The 18,200-nt window shown below is 74.0% G+C and carries 20 protein-coding genes; 18 read left to right on the forward strand and 2 right to left on the reverse strand.

Annotated features, from left to right (window positions below; translation table 11 throughout):
• Positions 1-73 precede the first annotated feature (73 nt).
• The 11 genes from ABWK99_RS04130 (at position 74) to ABWK99_RS04180 (ending at position 10,117) form a co-directional block, all read left to right on the forward strand.
• Positions 74-505 (forward strand): hypothetical protein, encoded by a 432-nt coding sequence (locus tag ABWK99_RS04130; protein WP_372593430.1) that lies wholly within the window; start codon positions 74-76, stop codon positions 503-505.
• A 166-nt stretch (positions 506-671) separates the two neighbouring features.
• Positions 672-1,229 carry an NADPH-dependent FMN reductase gene (locus ABWK99_RS04135; RefSeq protein WP_372593431.1) on the forward strand — a complete coding sequence of 186 codons (558 nt, stop codon included), beginning with the start codon at positions 672-674 and terminating at the stop codon, positions 1,227-1,229.
• A gap of 120 nt (positions 1,230-1,349) precedes the next feature.
• Positions 1,350-1,889, forward strand: coding sequence for a flavin reductase family protein (locus ABWK99_RS04140; protein ID WP_372593432.1), 540 nt, complete (start codon positions 1,350-1,352; stop codon positions 1,887-1,889).
• Between the two features lie 2 nt (positions 1,890-1,891).
• Positions 1,892-2,761, forward strand: a complete 870-nt coding sequence (locus ABWK99_RS04145; RefSeq protein WP_372593433.1) for an ABC transporter ATP-binding protein — start codon at positions 1,892-1,894, stop codon at positions 2,759-2,761.
• Positions 2,762-2,790: 29 nt separating this feature from the next.
• Positions 2,791-3,642, forward strand: a complete 852-nt coding sequence (locus tag ABWK99_RS04150) for an ABC transporter permease (RefSeq protein WP_372593434.1) — start codon at positions 2,791-2,793, stop codon at positions 3,640-3,642.
• Between the two features lie 64 nt (positions 3,643-3,706).
• Positions 3,707-4,846: an ABC transporter substrate-binding protein gene (locus tag ABWK99_RS04155; protein ID WP_372593435.1), complete on the forward strand. Its 1,140-nt coding sequence runs from the start codon at positions 3,707-3,709 to the stop codon at positions 4,844-4,846.
• Positions 4,847-4,897: 51 nt separating this feature from the next.
• Positions 4,898-5,989 carry an LLM class flavin-dependent oxidoreductase gene (locus tag ABWK99_RS04160; RefSeq protein ID WP_372593436.1) on the forward strand — a complete coding sequence of 364 codons (1,092 nt, stop codon included), beginning with the start codon at positions 4,898-4,900 and terminating at the stop codon, positions 5,987-5,989.
• On the forward strand, positions 5,986-6,663 hold the full coding sequence (locus ABWK99_RS04165; protein WP_372593437.1) for a cysteine hydrolase family protein: 678 nt from the start codon (positions 5,986-5,988) through the stop codon (positions 6,661-6,663). The genes ABWK99_RS04160 and ABWK99_RS04165 overlap by 4 nt, the downstream gene beginning before the upstream one ends.
• Entirely contained in the window at positions 6,660-7,994 is a 1,335-nt protein-coding gene (locus ABWK99_RS04170) for an NtaA/DmoA family FMN-dependent monooxygenase (protein ID WP_372593438.1), read from the forward strand. Before ABWK99_RS04165 ends, ABWK99_RS04170 begins: the two co-directional genes overlap by 4 nt.
• A 98-nt stretch (positions 7,995-8,092) precedes the next feature.
• On the forward strand, positions 8,093-9,259 hold the full coding sequence (locus tag ABWK99_RS04175; protein WP_372593439.1) for an MFS transporter: 1,167 nt from the start codon (positions 8,093-8,095) through the stop codon (positions 9,257-9,259).
• A 90-nt stretch (positions 9,260-9,349) separates the two neighbouring features.
• Positions 9,350-10,117 (forward strand): GNAT family N-acetyltransferase, encoded by a 768-nt coding sequence (locus ABWK99_RS04180; protein ID WP_372593440.1) that lies wholly within the window; start codon positions 9,350-9,352, stop codon positions 10,115-10,117.
• Here the strand turns inward: ABWK99_RS04180 and ABWK99_RS04185 are convergent.
• Together ABWK99_RS04185 and ABWK99_RS04190 are read right to left on the reverse strand one after the other, a co-directional pair.
• Positions 10,104-11,327, reverse strand: coding sequence for a M20 family metallopeptidase (locus tag ABWK99_RS04185; RefSeq protein WP_372593441.1), 1,224 nt, complete (start codon positions 11,325-11,327; stop codon positions 10,104-10,106). The two genes, ABWK99_RS04180 and ABWK99_RS04185, sit on opposite strands and share 14 nt — an antisense overlap.
• A gap of 84 nt (positions 11,328-11,411) precedes the next feature.
• Positions 11,412-11,987 (reverse strand): hypothetical protein, encoded by a 576-nt coding sequence (locus ABWK99_RS04190; RefSeq protein ID WP_372593442.1) that lies wholly within the window; start codon positions 11,985-11,987, stop codon positions 11,412-11,414.
• A gap of 124 nt (positions 11,988-12,111) precedes the next feature.
• On the opposite strand from ABWK99_RS04190, the gene ABWK99_RS04195 reads away from it, so the two are divergent.
• The 7 genes from ABWK99_RS04195 to ABWK99_RS04225 all read left to right on the forward strand — a co-directional run bounded on the left by ABWK99_RS04195 (position 12,112) and on the right by ABWK99_RS04225 (position 18,083).
• The gene (locus ABWK99_RS04195; RefSeq protein ID WP_372593443.1) at positions 12,112-12,792 is read left to right on the forward strand and encodes a response regulator transcription factor; all 681 of its coding nucleotides are present in this window, start codon (positions 12,112-12,114) and stop codon (positions 12,790-12,792) included.
• On the forward strand, positions 12,789-14,048 hold the full coding sequence (locus tag ABWK99_RS04200; RefSeq protein ID WP_372593444.1) for an ATP-binding protein: 1,260 nt from the start codon (positions 12,789-12,791) through the stop codon (positions 14,046-14,048). Before ABWK99_RS04195 ends, ABWK99_RS04200 begins: the two co-directional genes overlap by 4 nt.
• 134 nt (positions 14,049-14,182) lie before the next feature.
• Positions 14,183-14,650: a hypothetical protein gene (locus ABWK99_RS04205; protein ID WP_372593445.1), complete on the forward strand. Its 468-nt coding sequence runs from the start codon at positions 14,183-14,185 to the stop codon at positions 14,648-14,650.
• The gene (locus ABWK99_RS04210; protein ID WP_372593446.1) at positions 14,643-15,119 is read left to right on the forward strand and encodes a hypothetical protein; all 477 of its coding nucleotides are present in this window, start codon (positions 14,643-14,645) and stop codon (positions 15,117-15,119) included. The genes ABWK99_RS04205 and ABWK99_RS04210 overlap by 8 nt, the downstream gene beginning before the upstream one ends.
• On the forward strand, positions 15,116-16,096 hold the full coding sequence (locus ABWK99_RS04215; protein WP_372593447.1) for an FAD:protein FMN transferase: 981 nt from the start codon (positions 15,116-15,118) through the stop codon (positions 16,094-16,096). Before ABWK99_RS04210 ends, ABWK99_RS04215 begins: the two co-directional genes overlap by 4 nt.
• On the forward strand, positions 16,093-16,827 hold the full coding sequence (locus ABWK99_RS04220) for a ferric reductase-like transmembrane domain-containing protein (RefSeq protein WP_372593448.1): 735 nt from the start codon (positions 16,093-16,095) through the stop codon (positions 16,825-16,827). The genes ABWK99_RS04215 and ABWK99_RS04220 overlap by 4 nt, the downstream gene beginning before the upstream one ends.
• The gene (locus tag ABWK99_RS04225) at positions 16,824-18,083 is read left to right on the forward strand and encodes an NADH-ubiquinone oxidoreductase-F iron-sulfur binding region domain-containing protein (RefSeq protein ID WP_372593449.1); all 1,260 of its coding nucleotides are present in this window, start codon (positions 16,824-16,826) and stop codon (positions 18,081-18,083) included. The genes ABWK99_RS04220 and ABWK99_RS04225 overlap by 4 nt, the downstream gene beginning before the upstream one ends.
• Positions 18,084-18,200: the final 117 nt, after the last annotated feature.

Consider the following 18,200-nt stretch of genomic DNA (forward strand, 5'->3'; position numbering starts at 1 on the left):
GCAGGAGCTTCGGCGTGGGAGCTCGGGATGGGCAGGACCGCGGGCGCACAGCCACGCCACCTACCCTGGCGCCATGACCTCGTTGCCCCCCCGTGGACCGGACCCCCGTCCTTCGGGCTCCTCCGACGAGGCCGTCCTCGCCGCCCTCTCGACCCACCTGGGTGTCCCGCTCGCGCCCAGGACGTTCACGGTGCGCGGGGACGTCCGGGTCGGCGTCGACGGGGCCGACGCGGCGAGCGACGCCCCACCGCGTTTCCTCGTGACGGTCAACGGCGGCTCCGGGCAGCTCAAGAGCCTGCAGCGCAACCGGGTGATCGCGGACGCGTTCAAGCTCGACTGGCTCCGCGGGGTCCTGGCACCGGGAGCGCGCGCCGTCCTGGCGGTGTCCGAGCCCTACGGGCGCCTGTTCGTCGCGGGGGCCTGGCTGCCGGTCGCCGTCCGGGAACGAGGGATCGAGGTCGCGGTGGTCAGCGCCACGGGCGGGGTGCGGTTCCTGCACGGCTGACGTCGGAGTCCGACTCCGACCCGTAACACGGCGACGCAATCCACGAAACACACCGTGGATATGGTCATGAACGTCAACGATCCCCGCGGGCCGTCGACCATTCTGCTTCCGCCCGCTCTCCATCCGAACGGTGGCCCCTGTGGGCAGCCGTGAGAAGGGAGGGCCCATGGGCCTGTCAACCCACGATTCAGCCGCCCCGGAAGCAACCGTCGTCCTCGTCGGCAACCCCCGGCCGGGTTCCCGGACCGCCCGCGCTGCCCTGCGCGTCGCCGAGGTGCTCACTCCCGACGCGACCCCGCGGCTGGTCGACCTCGCAGTCTTCGGGCCCGCCGTGCTCGACCCGGACTCCCCGGAGGTCGCCGCCGCCATGGCGGAGGTCGCCGCCGCCCGGCTCCTCGTGGTGGCCAGCCCGGTCTACAAGGGTGCCGCGACCGGACTCCTCAAGGCCTTCCTCGACCGCTACGGGCCCGAGGCGCTACGTGGGGTGATCGCCCAGGCCGTGATGGTCGGCGCGAGCCCCGCCCATGCCCCCGCGGTCGAGACGACGCTGCGGCCGGTGCTCGTCGAGCTCGGCGCGGTCTGCCCGGTGACCGGCCTCTACCTGCGCGAACAGGTCCTCGAGGCCCTCGGCACGGACGAGGACCCGGTCACCGCCTGGGCCGACACCTTCGCCTGGCCGCTGCATGCGGCCCTCGACCACCGCGTGCTCGCCGCCTCCGCCTGAGGGCCCCGAGCCACGATGCGTCCGCCCCGGCTCCCCGAGGCCGGCACCCCCTCCTCCTCCGGCTCCGACGACCCGTCGGCGCCACGACCGGGCGCGCACCGCGCGCCGTGGAGACCTCCCATGACTCTGCTGCACTCGCCCTCACCCACCCCCCTCTCGGCTCCCGTTGCCGTCCTCGCCGACGACCCTCGTGCCTTCCGCGACGGCCTCGCGGACATGGTCACCTCGGTGTGCGTCGTCACCACGGAGATCGACGGCGCCCGGCACGGGTTCACCGCGAACTCGGTCACCTCGGTCTCGATGGAGCCCCCGCTCGTGCTGGTCTGCCTGGCCGGAACGGCCGAGTGCCATGACGCCTTCCTCGCGGCCGAGACGGTCGCGATCAACGTCCTCGCCGCGGACCAGGCGGAGGTGTCGACGGTGTTCGCGACACGCGGCGCCGACAAGTTCGCGGCCGCGAGCTTCGTCCCCGGGGTCACCGGGTCGCCGGTGCTCCAGGGCGCGACCGTCACCCTCGAGGGACGGGTGCACGAGCGCACCACCGCGGGGGACCACACGATGATCGTCGTCGAGGTCACCGGCGTGACCCGCGGCGAGCGCGCACCCCTGACCTACCAGGGCCGGCGCTTCCACCGCCTCACCACGCCGACCGAGGAGTGACCGTGACCACCGTGACCCTTCCGGCCCATGTCCTGGCCGACCCGGAGCACATCCTGGTCCGCGAGGTCGACAAGACCTACCCAGGAGCCTCGGCGCGGGCGCTCGACGACATCGACCTCGTCATCCGGCGCGGGGAGTTCGTCAGCCTCATCGGGCCGAGCGGCTGCGGCAAGTCCACCTTGCTGCGTGCCCTCGCCGGGCTCGAGCCGATCGACACCGGGAGCATCACCATCTACGGGGCGACCCCGCGGGAGGCGTGCTCCCAGAAGGCGGTCGGGCTCGTGCCACAGACCCCCGCCCTGCTGCCCTGGCTCACCGTCCGGCAGAACGTCGAGCTCCCCGGGAAGGTCAACCGCGCGGCCTCCAAGCGGCGGGCCCACCGGCAGGGGATGGGCGCGTCCTCAGTCGGGAGGACGGACCCGGACGAGCTGCTCGACCTCGTCGGCCTCGCCGAGAAGCGCGACGCCTACCCCGGTGAGCTCTCCGGCGGGATGCAGCAGCGGGTGGCCATCGCCCGGGCCTTCGGGCTCGAGCCGGACGTGCTCCTCATGGACGAGCCGTTCTCGGCCCTCGACGAGTTCACCCGCGAGGCGATGCGCCTGCACCTGCTCTCGTTGTGGCAGCGGATGCGGACGACCGTCGTCTTCGTCACCCACTCGGTGCGCGAGGCCGTGACCCTCTCGGACCGGATCGTCGTGATGTCGGCCCGGCCCGGACGGATCCACGAGCTCATCGACGTGGACCTGCCGCGCCCACGCGACCGTGAGGTCCTCGCGGGACCGGGCCTGCACGCCGTCGAGGACCGCGTGCGCGACAGCCTCCAGCGCGCCTGGGACTCCGGGGCCGTGCCCAGCGACCTCGTCCCGGCCTGACTCCCCCCGACTGCCGAAAGGACACCGAGATGGCCGTCGTCACCGCACTCCGCCCGCGATCGATCGCCCGCACCGAGACCGCCCCCCGTGCGCGCCGGACGATCCCGCCGCTCCCCGCGGCGGCTCGACCGATCGTCTGGGGCCCGACCGTCGTCGCCCTGGTCCTCGTCGGGCTCGCCTGGCAGGCCGTCGCTGCCGGCAACCCGTACATCCTGCCGAGGCTGCCGGCGGTCGGGACGGCCTTCCTCGCCGACCCGCTCCTGTTCGTCTCCAACGCCTGGGCGACCCTGCAGATCGCCCTGCTCGGGCTGGTCTACGGCTTCGGCGTCGCGTTCGTCCTGGCGGTGCTGACCTCGGAGTTCACCCTGCTGCGCCGGGCGATCATGCCCCTCGCCAGCGTGCTGAACGTGACCCCGGTCGTCGCGCTGGCGCCCGGCCTCGTCGTGGCCTTCGGCTTCGGCATGGCACCCAAGGTGATCGTCACGGCGATCATCACCTTCTTCCCCGTCCTGGCCAACGTGTCCACCGGCCTGCGGTCCGTCCAGGGCCCGGTGCTGGACGTCTTCCACACCCTGCAGGCCTCCCGGCTCGAGGTGCTCCGGCGGCTGCGCATCCCCAGCGCGATGCCGTACACGATCGCCGCGCTGCGGGTCACCCTCCCGCTGTCCGTCGTCGGGGCCGTCGTCGCCGAGTTCGTCGCCGCCGGTTCCTCCACGGGGCTCGGCACGGTGATCAAGACATCGGCGGCGAACTCCCAGCTCGCGCAGATGTACGCGGCCATCGGCTGCCTCGCCCTGCTCGGCGTCCTCATGCTCGCGGTCATCACCGCGTTCGAGCGTCGGCTGCTGTTCTGGCACGAGTCCCAGCAGCGTCGTCGCTGACCTCAGCTGTCCTACCCGCACGTCCCCCGCAATGTCCTCGTCCCGCTGGTGAATGGAGTCCGTCATGTCCACGACCGTCCCGTCCCGCTCCGCCCGCACGCTCAGCCACCGCGCCGCCCCTGCCGCCGCCGGCCTCGCGGCCCTCCTCGCCCTCGCGGCCTGCTCCTCGAGCTCCGCTGCCGAGGAGGCGCCGACCACCGCCTCCGAGACGGCCGTGACGGAGACCGGGACGATCTCCGCCGAGCGCTGCGCTGCCAACGAGGCGGCCGGCACCCTCACCTACATCACGGGCTACCAGTACCAGTCCTCCGCCGGGATCCTCGAGGCGATCGCCGCGGAGGCCCTCGGCTACTTCGACGAGATGTGCCTCGACGTGGAGATCCAGCCCGGGACCGGGGACACCGCGGGCAACGCCCAGCTCGTCGCGGCAGGCACCGCCCAGGTGACCTCGCTCGGCAACGAGGCGGAGGTCCTCAAGGCCGTCGCGGGTGGGGTCGACATCACCGGGATCGCGACCTGGGGCCACGTCCCGATCGCGACGCTCATGACGATGCCCGAGATCACCGAGCTCAGCCAGCTCGAGGGCCTGACCCTCGGCCACAAGGGCTCCCTGCCGGCCCCGCTGCGCGCGATGCTCGTCGCCGAGGGGGTCGACGTGGACGCCATCTCCCTCGTCGAGGTCGGCTACGACCCGAGCGTCCTCCCGCGCGACCAGGTCCAGGCGCTGACCGGCTACAAGTCGAACGAGCCGCTGCTGCTCGCCGGGATGGGTGAGGAGATCACCCAGTGGAACCCCGAGGACTACGGGGTGGTCGGCTCCTTCGGTGCCCTGGCGGTGAACCCGGCCTTCGCCGAGGAGCACCCGCAGGCGGTCACCGACTACCTGCGCGCCGTCGCCTACGCGTTCGCCTACTGCGAGGACAACGGTGCCGAGTGCGTCGGCTTCGCCGCCGAGCTGGCCGACGCGGGCTACGACACCACGCAGAACGAGGCGATCTGGGCCACCGAGGTCGGCCTGGTCACGTCCTCCACGCCCGAGGGCTCGCCGCTCGGCTTCCTGGACGCCGAGCTCACGGCCGCCGAGGGTGACACCCTCCTCGGCTCCGGCGAGCTGGACTCCGTGCCCGCCGCGTCCGAGGCCTTCGACTCCTCGTTCCTCGACGCGATCTACGTCGGCGCGGAGCTGCAGTGGCCGGGCGAGTGACCCCGCCGGCACCCCAGGCCCGCACGAACCGGAACTCCCAGAGGTGACGAGATGAGCACGTCAGAGCACAGCAGCACGAGCGGGACCGAGTACGGCATCTTCCTGCCGATCGGCAACGGTGGCTGGATCATGTCCGAGACCGCCCCGCATCCCGACGCCAGCTACGCCTACAACAAGAAGGCGGCCGTCCTGGCCGAGGAGAACGGCTTCGACTTCATCATGTCGATGGGCAAGTGGCGTGGCTACGGCGGCAGCACGGACCACTGGGGGCGGACCCTGGAGTCGATCTCCCTGATGTCGGCGCTGGCCGAGGCCACCGAGCGGGTCAAGGTGTGGGCGACCGTCCACACCAACCTGTTCAACCCGGCGATGGCGGCCAAGATGTACACGACCATGCAGGAGATCAGCGGTGGCCGCGCCGGGATGAACATCGTCGTCGGGGCCTACGCCGAGGAGTTCTCGCAGATGGGCGAGTGGCCCGAGGACATGGACCACGCCGCGCGTTACCGCTACACCGAGGAGTGGGTCACCGCCGTCGAACGGCTGTGGACCGAGGACTCGGTGACGATGGACGGCGAGTTCGTGCACCTGACGGACTGCCAGTCCCGTCCGCACCCGCAGACCAAGCCGACCCTCATCTCCGCCGGGCGCTCGCCTGCCGGTCTGGACATGCAGGCGCGGCACTGCGACGGCTCGTTCCTCACGGCGGACGACCTGCCGGGCCTTCGGGCGGCGAGCGACGACGTCAAGGCACGCGCGGCGGCTCGTGGACGCGACATCAAGACCTACTCGATGCTCACCGTCGTCCTCGACGAGACGGACGCGAAGGCCGAGGCGCGCCGCAAGGAGTACGGCCGGGGCGCCGACGTCGAGGCGATCGTCAACATGAAGACCTCCTGGGGCCTTCCCCTGGACCGGGCGCTGTCGATGACGGCGGAGCACCCGGAGGACGAGGCCTTCCAGACCGCCGTCGTCTCGGGTTCGGCGGAGACGGTCACCGAGCGGATCAGCGAGCTGGTCGAGTTCTGCGGGATCGACGGGCTCATGGTCATCTTCCCGGAGTACCACGCGGACCTGCCGGTCTTCGGGGAGACCGTCCTCCCGGCCCTGCGGGCCCGGGACGCGGTCGCGGTGACCGCATGAGCGCCGTGCTGACCGCGCTCGACGGGACCACCCGTGAGCTGCCGGGACCGTTGGAGCAGGGGGCCGTCGTCGTCATCGACGTGCAGCGCAGCTTCGCCGACCCGGCCCACCTGACCTGGGTCGACGAGGCAGGGCTCGCGGCCGTCGCCGCCGCGGTGGAGACCACCCGGCGGCTGGTCGAGGGCGCGCGGGAGCGCGGGGTGCGGGTCGTCTGGGTCGGGCTCGAGCAGGACCCGACCGCACCCTGGGCGACGTCCCTGTGGTTGCGTCGGGTGCCGGCCGGCGCTCCGTGGCCCGGTGCCGAGGAGCCCTGCGTCGCCGGGACCGCCGGTGCGCAGTGGTACGGCGTCGAGCCGCTCCCCGGGGAGCTCGTGGTGGCCAAGACCCGGTACTCCGGGTTCGTGGGGACCACCCTCGAGCAGGAGCTGCGCACCGCGGGGATCTCGTGGTTCGTCGCGGCGGGGCTCACCTCGGAGTGCTGCGTCGGCTCGACCGTCTGGGACGCGTTCCAGCGCGGCTGGGCGACCCTGGTGGCGAGCGACGCGACGGCTGCCTACGAGGCAGGGGTGCACGAGTCCGCCCTGGGGATCCTCGCGGCGAACGTGGCCGTCGTCGCGAGCACCGAGCAGATCCTCTCCGCGTTCGCGGCCGGACGAGTGGCGGTGCCGGCATGAGCATGAAGATCGCCTTCGACCTGTCCTTCACGCACACCGAGGGGAAGTGGGCGTCGCCCGGGTCCTGGGTGGGTGCCGACTACCCCGACCTCGGGATGTTCACCGAGCTCGCGATGGCTGCCGAACGCGGCGGAGTCGACATGCTCTTCTTCGGCGACGGGGTCGGCATCCCCGACACCTGGCAGGGCTCGATGGAGGCCGCGATCGAGTACGGCATCCAGTGGCCCCGGCAGGACATGAGCCCGTTCATCGCGGCGATGGCCCAGGCCACCCGGCACATCGGGTTCGGCCTGACGTACTCCTCGACGTACATGCACCCCTTCTACGTCGCGCGGCTGCTCAACTCGCTCGACCACGTCACGGGAGGGCGCATCGCCTTCAACGTCGTGGCCTCCGGGCGGGTCTCGGACGCCGCGAACTACGGGCTCGACGCCCTTCCCGACCACGACGGCCGGTACGAGCGCATGGAGGAGTTCGTCCAGGTCTGCCGCGCCCTGTGGGACTCGGTCGAGCCCGATGCGATCGTGCGCGACCGTGCGACGGGCCGGTTCGCCGACCCGGCAAAGGTGCACCGCGTCGACCACGACGGCACCTACTTCTCGGTCGCCGGACCGCTCCCGTCGGTGCCGAGCCCGCAGGGGCACCCGGTGCTGGTGCAGGCGGGGGCCTCCCCGCGGGGGATCGCCGCCTCTGCCTCCTTCGCCGACGTGGTGTTCGGGATGGGTGGGCACCTGCCGTCCCAGGTGGCGCACCGCGCGAAGCTGGACGCCGCCCTGACCGAGGCCGGGCGCGACCCGGCAGATGTCGGGATCCTCTGGGCGATCCAGGTGCTCGTCGCGCAGTCCGAGTCCGAGGCCAAGGCCCGCAAGGAGCAGATGGCCGAGATGCTGCCGCTCGACGCCGTCGGCGCGTACCTCTCGTACAACTCGGGGTTCGACTTCTCCACCTTGCCGTCCACGTTCGCGCTGGCCGAGGTGGCAGCGTCGATCGCCGCGGCTCAGGCGACCCAGGCCGGGTTCGTCCAGCGCCTGATCGCGCAGCGGGGAGAGGGCGCGACGATGTCCCGCGAGGAGTTCTTCGACGCGGGCTGGCGGTGGGCGACCGGCTACGAGCAGACGATCGCCGGCACCGCCGAGCAGGTCGCGGACGAGCTCGAGGCGCAGTTCGAGGCGACGGGGGAGCGTGGCGGGTTCATGATCTGCAACCCGCTGTCCATGCCCGGCTCGCTCGACGACGTGATCAACCTGCTCATGCCGGAGCTGCGCCGCCGCGGGCTGGTGAGCTCCGGCTACGCCGGGACCACGCTGCGCGAGAACCTGCTCGCGCCGTGACCACGGTTGCCTCCGGACGGTCCGGTGCCCCCGCCCCGGGCCGTCCGGGGGGTCCCGAGGGCCCGGCAGGGCGCAGCGGGCGGCGACTGCCGGCGGGGATGGCCGAGCAGGTGCTCCTGGTCTGCGGTCTCGTCGCGACGGCGCAGATCACCTGGGGCGCCATCGTCCCGGGTCTTCCGGAGCTCGGCGAGGCGTTCGGGCTCAGCTCCTTCGCCCTCGGGGCCGTCGTCTCGGCCTTCGGTGTCGGCCGGCTGCTGACCAACATCCCCGCAGGGGTGCTCGCGGACCGACGAGGTCCCCGCGCGCTGCTGCTCGGTGCCGCCGCGGCACTGGCCGTGGTGACGGCGCTGACCGGGCTCGTCACCTCGCTGCCGGTGCTGATCGGGGTCCGGGTCCTCAGCGGGGCGCTCGGCGGCGCCGTCGTCACCGTCGGGCTCGCGATGCTCGCGGCGCGTACCCCACAGCAGTCCAGGGGCACCGTCCTGGCCACCGCGCAGGCCGTGCAGCTCGCGGGGGCGGCTCTCGGCCCGGTGCTCGGCGGTGTGGTGCTGTCGGCATGGGGTCTGCGCGCGGTGTTCCTCGTCTCGGCCCTCCCCGTGGCCGCGTGGCTGGGCTGGACCTGGCTGCGCCACGACCGTGACTACTGGGCTCCGGTCCGTTCCGCCGCGGTGGACGCGGCCGTCGTCCCGGTCCGCCTCACCCGGCAGGCCGTGCTGGCCGTCGTGGGTGCGAACGTCGTCGGCTTCGCGGTGTTCGTGGCTCGATTCGGCGGGGAGCAGACCCTCGCCCCGCTGCTCGCCAGGGGTGCCGGTCTCGATGCCCGCGGCCTCGGTCTCGCGATGGCCGCGATCACCGTGCTGTCCCTCGTCGCGATGCCGCTCACCGCTCGTGCACTGGACGCCGGTCTGCGCCGCCGCCTCATGGTCCCGGCGATGGGGGTCGGCGCCCTCGCGATCGCGCTCTACCCGCTCGCGCAGGAGCCGTGGCCGTTCGCCGCGCTGCTGATCGTCGCCGGTGCCTGCGTCACCTTCGCGGGCATCGTCCCCGGAGTGGTGCTCGCGGACGTCGTGCCCGCTGAGCGGCAGGGCAGGGCCACCGGTGTCTTCCGGACGGTGGGGGACCTCGGCGCCGTCGTCGGGCCGCTCGCCCTGGGGTGGGCGCTGGACACGGGAGGGAGCCTTGGGGCCGCCGCGGTGCTCGCGGGCGTGGTCGCGCTCGCGGGGGTGGCGGGCCTGGTGCTGGTGCGGGTGTCCCGCCCGGCCTGACGGAGACGCTCCGCGCCGGAGCCCCGCGTTCCACCGAGGGCCCGTCGAATTCCGTGGTGATCGGCGCCGCGTGCTCGCCATGCTGGCCCGATGACGATCACGCTGAGGCAGGAGGAGGCGCGCGACCACCGGCGCGTCGAGGTGATGACCCGCGACGCCTTCTGGGGGATGAGCGGCCCTCGGTGCGACGAGCACCTGCTGGTTCATCGGCTCCGCAGGGCGGACTGCTTCGTGCCGGAGCTCGCCACCGTCGCGGAGGACGACGGTGTCGTCGTCGGCCACATCGTCTACTCGCGCGCGCGAGTGGTCGGCGGCGGCGCGGACCACCCCGTGCTGACCTTCGGGCCGCTCACCGTGGACCCGGCGCGCCAGGGGCGGGGGATCGGCGCCCTGCTGATGAGGCACACGCTCGCGCAGGCCGCACGACTCGGGCACCGGGCGGTGGTGGTCTACGGCCACCCCGACTACTACCCGCGCTTCGGATTCCGACGCGGGGCGGAGGTCGGCATCACCTCGGAGGGCGGGGCGACCTTCGACGCGCTCATGGCCCTCGCGCTGGTCCCGGGCGGGCTCGACGGGGTGCGGGGCGCGTTCGTCGAGGACCCGGTCTTCCGGCTCGACCCTGCCGAGGTCGACGCGTTCGACCGTCGCTTCCCGCACAAGGAGCCGGTCCCGCGCACCAGCCTCGCAGCGCTCGACGGCCGCGTCCCACCCGGCCTGGTCGAGGCGATGACGGCTCATGGCCTGACCGAGCTCGAGCAGCTGTTCCGGTTCAGCGAGGCGGAGCTCGCCGCGTGGGACGGGGTGGGCGTCGAGGGTGCGCGCGCCCTGCGGGCCGCGGCGGTCAGGCGTTCGTGAGGCGGTCCAGCGCCAGGCCCGCCAGGATCGCGGCCCCGACCGGCAGCGCCGACTCGTCGAAGGTCGCGTGCGGGGAGTGGTTGTACGCCGCGGTCTCCGGGTCCAGGCCCTGGGGTGTCGCGCCGAGGATCAGGTACGCGCCCGGGACCTGCTGCAGGACGTAGGAGAAGTCCTCGGCCCCGGCGATCGGGTCGGCCATCGTGACGTAGCCCTGCTCGCCCAGCAGGGTGGTCGACACGCGCGCGACGCGGTCGACCTCTGCCGGGTCGTTGTCGGTGGTGGGGTAGCCGGACTCCCAGTCGATCTCGGCGCTCAGGCCGTGCGCGGCCGCGACATGGTCCACGACGCGGCGCAGCCGCTCCTCGATCACGCCATGGGTCGCGGCGGAGAAGGTGCGGACGGTCGCGTCCAGGTGGGCGGTCGCCGGGATGATGTTGTCCTTCGTGCCGGCGACGATCCTTCCGACGGTCACCACGACCGGGTCGAAGATCGAGAACTGGCGGGTCACCGCCGCCTGGAGCGCGAGCACGATCTCCGCAGCGACCGGGATCGGGTCCTGCGCGCGGTGCGGAGCCGACCCGTGCCCGCCCGTGCCGTGCACGGTCACGTGCAGGGTGTCGACGGCCGCGAACTCCGTTCCCGCGCGGGCCGCGGCGATACCCGCCGGGTAGCCCGTCGAGAAGACGTGCAGCCCGTACGCCGCCGCCGCTCGCTCGCCGGACGCGTCCAGCACACCCTCGTCGATCATGAACCTGGCGCCGTGCTCGCCCTCCTCGCCCGGCTGGAACATCAGCACCACAGCGCCGGCGATCTCCTCTCGCCGCTCGTGCAGCAGCCGTGCCGCACCGATCAGCCCGGCCATGTGGAAGTCGTGCCCGCAGGCGTGCATGACGCCCTCGTGCTCGCTGCGCGCCACGTCGGTCGAGTCCTCGGTGACCGGCAGCGCGTCCATGTCGGCGCGCAGCAGCACGGTGGGCCCGGGCCGCGCCCCGCGCAGCACCGCCGTCACCGAGCTCAGGGCGGTACCGGTCGTGACCTCCAGGTCGAGCCCGTCGAGTGCCGCGAGAACAGCTGCCTGCGTCTTCGGCAGGTCCAGGCCCACCTCGGGGATGCGGTGCAGGCTGCGGCGCAGCTCGTGCAGCTCCGGGGCGATCGCCCGGGCCGCGTCGAGCAGGCCGTCGAGCGGGCGGTGGTCGGGTGCGACGGACATCGATGTGCTCCAGGCGACGGGCCCCGCGAGGGTGAGCAGGGCGACCCGTCGAGGCTAGCGGTCCGCCGCGACGGTGACCGCGGGTCACTCGTCCTCGCTGTGCTCCTCGCCCCGGGTCTCCACGGTCCGGGTCGGGGTGCCGTCCGAGCACTCCGCGGTGATCTTGGTCTCGTCCTCCGATCGGTGCAGCTCGACCTCCACCTTCTCCGGCCCGCGCGAGCCGACCTCGACGGTCCAGCCGTCGTCGGGGGTCGCGAAGAGCAGCGAGATCCGGGTCGCGGTGCACTCGACCGAGACCGTCCCGCCGGTGAGCTGCCAGGTCGCCGCGACCGCCGTCGGGGAGCCGGCCGGAACGGGTCCCGGATCGGTGCTGGGCGCTGCGCTCGGCGCGCCGGTGGGAGTGGGCCCGGTGATCGGCTCGGGTGATCCGGTCGCGCGTGCCGTGGGTGCGGGTGAGTCCGTCGCGCTGGTGCCCGGCGTCGTCGTCGCGCGCGCGTCGGCCAGAGCGGCAGCGACCTCGGACTCGCTCAGGAGGCCGGTTCGCGCGCTGTCGTGCGAGAGCACCGCGACGGCGTTCCACGCGACGGTGCCGGCGATCGTGGCGGCACCGAGCCACGCGAGCGCAGCGACGACGGAGCGAGGGTGTCGGCGACCGGGCACGACCCCATGGTCGCGCACCGACGGGCCAAGGGGAGGTTAAGGCGACGACAAGGCTCTCCCGAGGGCGGACGACGGGCGAGCCCGAACGCCCACGGCGGCCCCTCGATGGCCTAACGTCCCGACTGTGGCCGACGTGCTCATCATCGAGGACGACGCGACGATCCGGACCGCCCTCGTGCGGGCCCTGACGTCGCGCGAGCACTCGACGATGACCGCGCCCACGGCGATGGAGGGCCTGCAGAGCCTCGTGGCGCATCGTCCCGACGTGGTCCTCCTGGACCTGGGACTGCCCGATCTGGACGGGACGGCGCTGCTCGCGATGATCCGGGCGGTCTCGGACGTCCCGGTCCTGGTGATCTCGGCGCGGGACGACGACCGCGGGATCATCGCCGCGCTGGACGCGGGCGCGGACGACTACCTGGTCAAGCCCTTCGCCGCGGACCAGCTCGAGGCCCGGATCCGGGCCGTCCTGCGCCGTGCGGCACCCGAGGAGGTCAGCACGCCGATCGAGGTCGGCGAGCTCACCGTGGACGTGCGCTCGCGCACCGTCGTGCTGGCCGGGAACCCGGTGGAGCTCAGCCCCAAGGAGTTCGACCTGCTCGCCTACCTCGCCGAGCGCCCCGGGCAGGTGGTGAGCAAGCGCGAGCTGCTCGCCAAGGTCTGGAACCAGCCCTACGGCGGCGCGGACAAGACCGTCGACGTGCACCTGCACTGGGTGCGCCGCAAGCTCGGCGAGAGCGCCGAGCACCCGGTCTACCTGCACCGCGTCCGCGGGGTCGGGGTCAAGCTGGTGCCACCGGCATGAGGAGCCTGCTGCTGCGCTACGGCCTCGCGATGACCTCTGTCGTCCTCGTCGCGTTCCTGGTGCCGCTCGGGCTGCTCGCTCGCTCGCTGGCCCAGGAGCGCGCGATCGGGGTGGCCCGGGCCGATGCTCAGCAGGTCGCCGTGTTCGCCGGCGACCCGTCGGACGAGGCCCGGCTGCGTGCGACGCTCGCTGCGGTCAACGCCTCGAACCGCGAGTCGACCGCCTTCCTGCCGGACGGGCGGGTGCTCGGCGTGCCGGCGCCTCGGACCGACGCCGTCGAGCTCGCCGCACTGGGCACGGCCCTGACGGCGCAGGTCACCGGGGGTGCCGAGGTGCTCGTCCCGGTGGGCGGGTCGGCGGGGACCACCGTCGTGCGGACCTTCGTGCCCGACGCGGAGCTGTCCGCGGGGGTCGCGCGCGCCTGGACCGTGCTGGGCGTGGTGGGTCTGGTGCTCATGGCGGGGACGGCCCTGGCCGGGAACCGCGTCGCCGCCCGGCTCTCGCGCTCGGTGCGAGACCTGGCGGGGGTGGCCGAGCGACTCGGAGCAGGGGACCTCGAGGCCCGTGTGACACCGTCCGGTCCGGCCGAGGTGGCCTCGGTCGGCGCGGTGCTCAACGGGCTCGGCGATCGGGTCTCGGACCTCCTCGCTGCCGAACGGGAGCTCGTCGCCGATCTCTCCCACCGGTTGCGCACCCCGATCACCGCCCTGCGGCTGGACGTCGACGCCCTGTCCGACCCCGCCGAGCGGGAGCGGCTGACCGCGCACGTCGAGGGGCTCGTCGGTGCCGTCGACACGGTGATCCACTCGGCCCGCCAGCACGACCGGCGATCGCCCGCGCGCTGCGACGCCCGTCAGGTGGTCGCCGAGCGGGCACGCTTCTGGGCGGTGCCCGCCTCCGCGCAGGGCCGTGAGCTCGAGCTCGAGCTCGTGGACGAGGTCGCTGCCGTGGCCCTGGACGAGGCGACCCTCGGGGCGGCACTCGACGGGCTGGTCGACAACGTGTTCCGCCACACCCCGCGGGGCACCGGCTTCGGGCTGGTCGTGGCTCGCGTCGACGCGGAGGTCGTGGTCACCGTGCGCGACGCGGGACCGGGCCTGCCGGACCCGGGCGTGCTCGCCCGTGGCGCCAGCGGAGCGGGCGGGACCGGGCTGGGCATCGACGTGGCGAGACGCGCCGCCGAGCGTGCGGGTGGCCGGCTCGACGTCGCCGTCGGCCCGGGCCTGACGATCTCCCTCGTGATGCCGGCGGCCTGAGCGCCCGCCATCCGACCCTCGCGCGCGCCGGAACCCTTAACCGAGCCTTAGCCGCCGGTTGCCGCATCCCTCACCTGCCCCCCAGGAGAGTGCTCCTCAACACGCCGCCCAGGCGTCGTCGAGGAAGGACTGTCATGAACCTGACGTCACGCACCGTGCTCGCCTCCGGGGCCGGGGTGGCCCTGGTCACCGCAGGGCTGGTCGCCGTCGCTGCGGCGACCCCGTCCCCGCCCGAGTCGACGTCCACCCCGCAGGTCTCCGCTGTCGACGGCCGGGATGCGACCGTCGACGAGCTCGCCCTCGCCCTGGACGGCCTGCTCGGGCAGGTGGACGACCTCGACCGTGCGATCGCCTCGAGCACGCCCACGCAGGGGCCCGGATCGGCCCCGGCCGGCGGCGCCACCGCGCAGGTCGCGTCGCGCACGTCGACCCCTGCTACCGCGGCGCCGACGGCGACGCCCTCCCCGGTTGCGTACGGGGACGACGCCTACGACGACCACGGGGACGACGCGTACGACGACCACGGGGACGATGCGTACGAGGACCACGAGTACGAGGACGACGAGTACGAGGTCCACGACGACGAGGTCCACGATGACTGACCGGGCCCGCAGCGGGCGTCGCCTGGCGGCGCTCGCGATGGTCCCGCTCAGCGCCGGGGTCTTCGGCACCGGCGTCGCCTGGGCGGGATCGCACGACCCGACCGCGACGGCGGCCCCGAGCGCCGAGCCCGTCCCGACGGCGACCGCGACGTCCGACCCCCAGGTCGAGGCGATGCTCGTCCAGGTCGCCCAGGCCAGGCAGCGGATCGTCGAGCTCCAGGCGGTGCTCGACGAGCGGCTCGCCGCGGCGGCGGCCCAGGCCGAGGACGAGCAGCGCGCGGCCGAGGCGTCGGCGGCCGCGGCGAACGCAGCAGCGTCCAGAGCCTCCGCGTCCGCTGGATCGTCGAGCCCGGCCGCTTCCTCATCGCCCGCCCCGGTTCCGGCACCCGAACCCGTTGCGGCCCCCGCCCCCGTCCAGGAGCCCGCCCCGGCCCCGCCGACGCAGACCACGACCAAGGCCTCGGGATGACGGTCCGGTCGGCGCACCGAGAGCTGACCGTCGCGTTCCGGTCGATGGCCAGTGAGATCGAGCTGCGGGTGCTCGATCCGCAGTCAGGGGCCGACGAGGCGCTGGTCCGGGCCCGGGGCCGGATCGCCGACGTCGCGCGGCACCTGACCCGGTTCGAGCAGAGCTCCGCGCTCTCCCGCGCGAACGCCGCGCCGCACGCCTGGCACCGGGTGCCGCGCGAGCTCGGCGAGGCCGTGGCGGAGGCGCACCGCGCCCACCGTGAGACCGGTGGGCTGTTCGACCCACGCGTGCTGGACGCGTTGATCGCCTGGGGCTACGACCGCACCTTCGCCGTCGCGATCGGAAGCGACCCGACGTCGCTGCCGGGCGTGGGTGGGTCCGGCGTGCCGGCGCGGCCGGTGCCGGGCGAACCATGGCAGCCGGTGGTGCTCCCCGGCGGGCCGGCGGGCGACCTCCTCCACCTCGGTGGCGTCCCGATCGACCTGGGAGGGATCGGCAAGGGCCTTGCCGTGCGGGGGGCCGCGGCCGAGCTGGCGGGAACAGGAGCCTCGGTGCTGGTGGACGCCGGCGGTGACGAGTGGCTCGGCGGGTCGGGGCCGGACGGCGACGGCTGGAAGGTCGGTGTCGAGGACCCGCACGGCGGCGACGAGCCGGTGCTCGTCCTCGCGGTCACCGACAGCGGGATCGCCACCTCCTCGGTGCGGCGACGGCACTGGCACGTCGGGGGCGGCGCTGTCCACCACCTGGTCGACCCGCGCACCGGGCTCCCCGGCGGGCCCGGGCTGGCGTCCGTGACGGTGCTGCACGCGGACCCGGCGTGGGCAGAGGTGTGGAGCAAGACCCTGTTCCTGGCCGGCGCGGTGGAGGTCGCCGCACAGGCCGAGGGGCGCGGACTGGCCGCGGCGTGGGTCACCGACGACGGCTCGGTGCACACCTCGCCCGCGATGGACCGTGTCGTGATCTGGAGGGCGCGATGACCGGCCACGCACGTCCTCCCGTCGTGCTCGCCACCGCGACCGTGCTGCTCGCGGTGGCGACAGCGGCGAGTCTCGGTGCCGCCGCACTGCTGGTGCTCGACGCGACCTCCGGGGAGGCGGTCACCTGGGTGCTGGGCCGCGCTGGGGGGCTGGCGTCCTACGTGCTGCTGCTCGCGCTGGTCGTGACCGGTCTGGTCCAGGCCCACCCGTGGTCGCGGCACCTGCACACCCCCTCACCGCGCACCCGGCTGACCGTCCACGTGTCGCTGGCGACGTTCACGCTGGTGTTCACCGTGCTGCACGTCGTGGTGCTGGCGCTGGACCCCTGGGCGCAGGTCGGCTGGCGCGGCGCGGTGCTGCCGATGGCCTCGGGCTACCGACCGGTGCCGGTCACCCTCGGTGTCATCGCCCTCTGGGCCGGCCTGCTCACCGGGGTGACGGCGGCCTTCGCCGGGCGGTTCGCGGCACGGGTCTGGTGGCCGATCCACAAGGTGGCCGCCGTCGTGCTGGTGCTCGTCTGGGCGCACAGCGTGCTGGCCGGCTCGGACGTCGCGCTGCTGCAGGGCTTCTACCTCGCCACCGGGAGCGCCGTGGTGGCGCTGGGGATCTCCCGGTACGCCGCGCGCACCCCGGCCGATCGCGTCGCCGAGCTGACACGCGACCTCGACGCCTCGCGAGGCCCGGCGACGACGCCGCGATCACCCTCGTCTCACCGCGCGGCCCGATCATGAGCGAGACCCAGCTCGTGCCGAGCAGGCGGGCCGACGCACCCGACGGCGTCCGTCCCCGGCTGCTGCTGTCCGATGTGCTGCTGGCGTCCGGCGGTCCCGCCGATCCCGCAGGGCAGACGCCCACCGAGGACGCTCGCGCCCACGAGGAACGGCTCGGCCCCCGCCCGTTCGGGACACCGGCGCTGGTCGATGTCCTCGAGGCCGCAGGGCTGACCGGGCAGGGCGGTGCGCACGTCCCGGCCGCTGCCAAGTGGCGTCGCGCTCTGGCCGGGACCGGGCCGCTGACCGTGGTCGCCAACGGGGCCGAGAGCGAACCGGTGGCGGCGAAGGACGGCACGCTGCTGCGCCAGCGCCCGCACCTGGTGCTCGACGGGCTGCTCCTCGCGGCCGAGGCCCTCGGCGCGCGGCGAGCCGTCCTGTGGCTGCACGGCGACGACCACGGTGCGCGCCGTGCCGTGTCGGCCGCTCTCGCCGAGCGCCCGTCAGGGCCGGGAGGCCTCGTGGTCGAGGTGCTCGACGGCCCGGTGCACTACCTGGCAGGGGAGGCCAGCGCGATCGCGCGTGCCGTGCACGGGGGGCCTGCGTTGCCGACGGTGCGTCGGCGGCCCGTCGGCGGAGCGCCCCGCACCGTGGTGCACAACGTGGAGACGCTGGCCCGGCTCGCGCTGCTCGCCCGTGGCCTCCCGCCGACGGGCACTCGGCTGCTGACGGTCCTCGGTGAGGGTCGCGCTGTGGTCGAGGTCGAGAGCGGGACGACCGTCGCGGGGCTGCTGCTCGACCTCGGCTGGAACGAGGCGCCGAGCGCTGTGCTGCTCGGCGGGTACGGCGGGATCTGGGCGCCCTGGCACCGGGTCGCCCCGCTCCCGGTCGACGAGTCGGCCCTGCGCGCGCAGGGGCTCTCCCTCGGGTCGGGCGTGATCGCGCCGATCGGCAGGGGCGTGTGCGGGGTGCACCAGACCGCCGGGCTGGTCAGGTACCTCGCCTCGATGAGCGCCCGGCAGTGCGGACCGTGCGTCTTCGGGCTGCCGGCGCTCGCGGACGGCCTCGCCGAGCTGGCGCTCGCCCGCAGGGGAGCGGGGGTGGACCGGCTGCTGGCCGACGCCGCCGCGATCGAGGGCCGCGGCGCCTGCCATCACCCGGACGGCGCCACCCGTCTGGTCGCCTCGGCGCTGTCCACCTTCGACGACGACGTCGCCGCGCACGCCGCCGGCCGCCCGTGCGGCGGGGTCGGTGCCGCGTGGCCGGGGGTGGCCTGATGAGTCACGATCCCGAGTCGAGGACGCGGCTCCGGGTGGACCCGGTCGCCTGCGAGGGGGTCGGGGCCTGCGCCCGCGTGGCCGATCGGGTGATCGGGCTGGACCGCTGGGGCTACC

Source organism: Actinotalea sp. (assembly GCF_041597215.1).
Lineage (GTDB): Bacteria > Actinomycetota > Actinomycetes > Actinomycetales > Cellulomonadaceae > Actinotalea.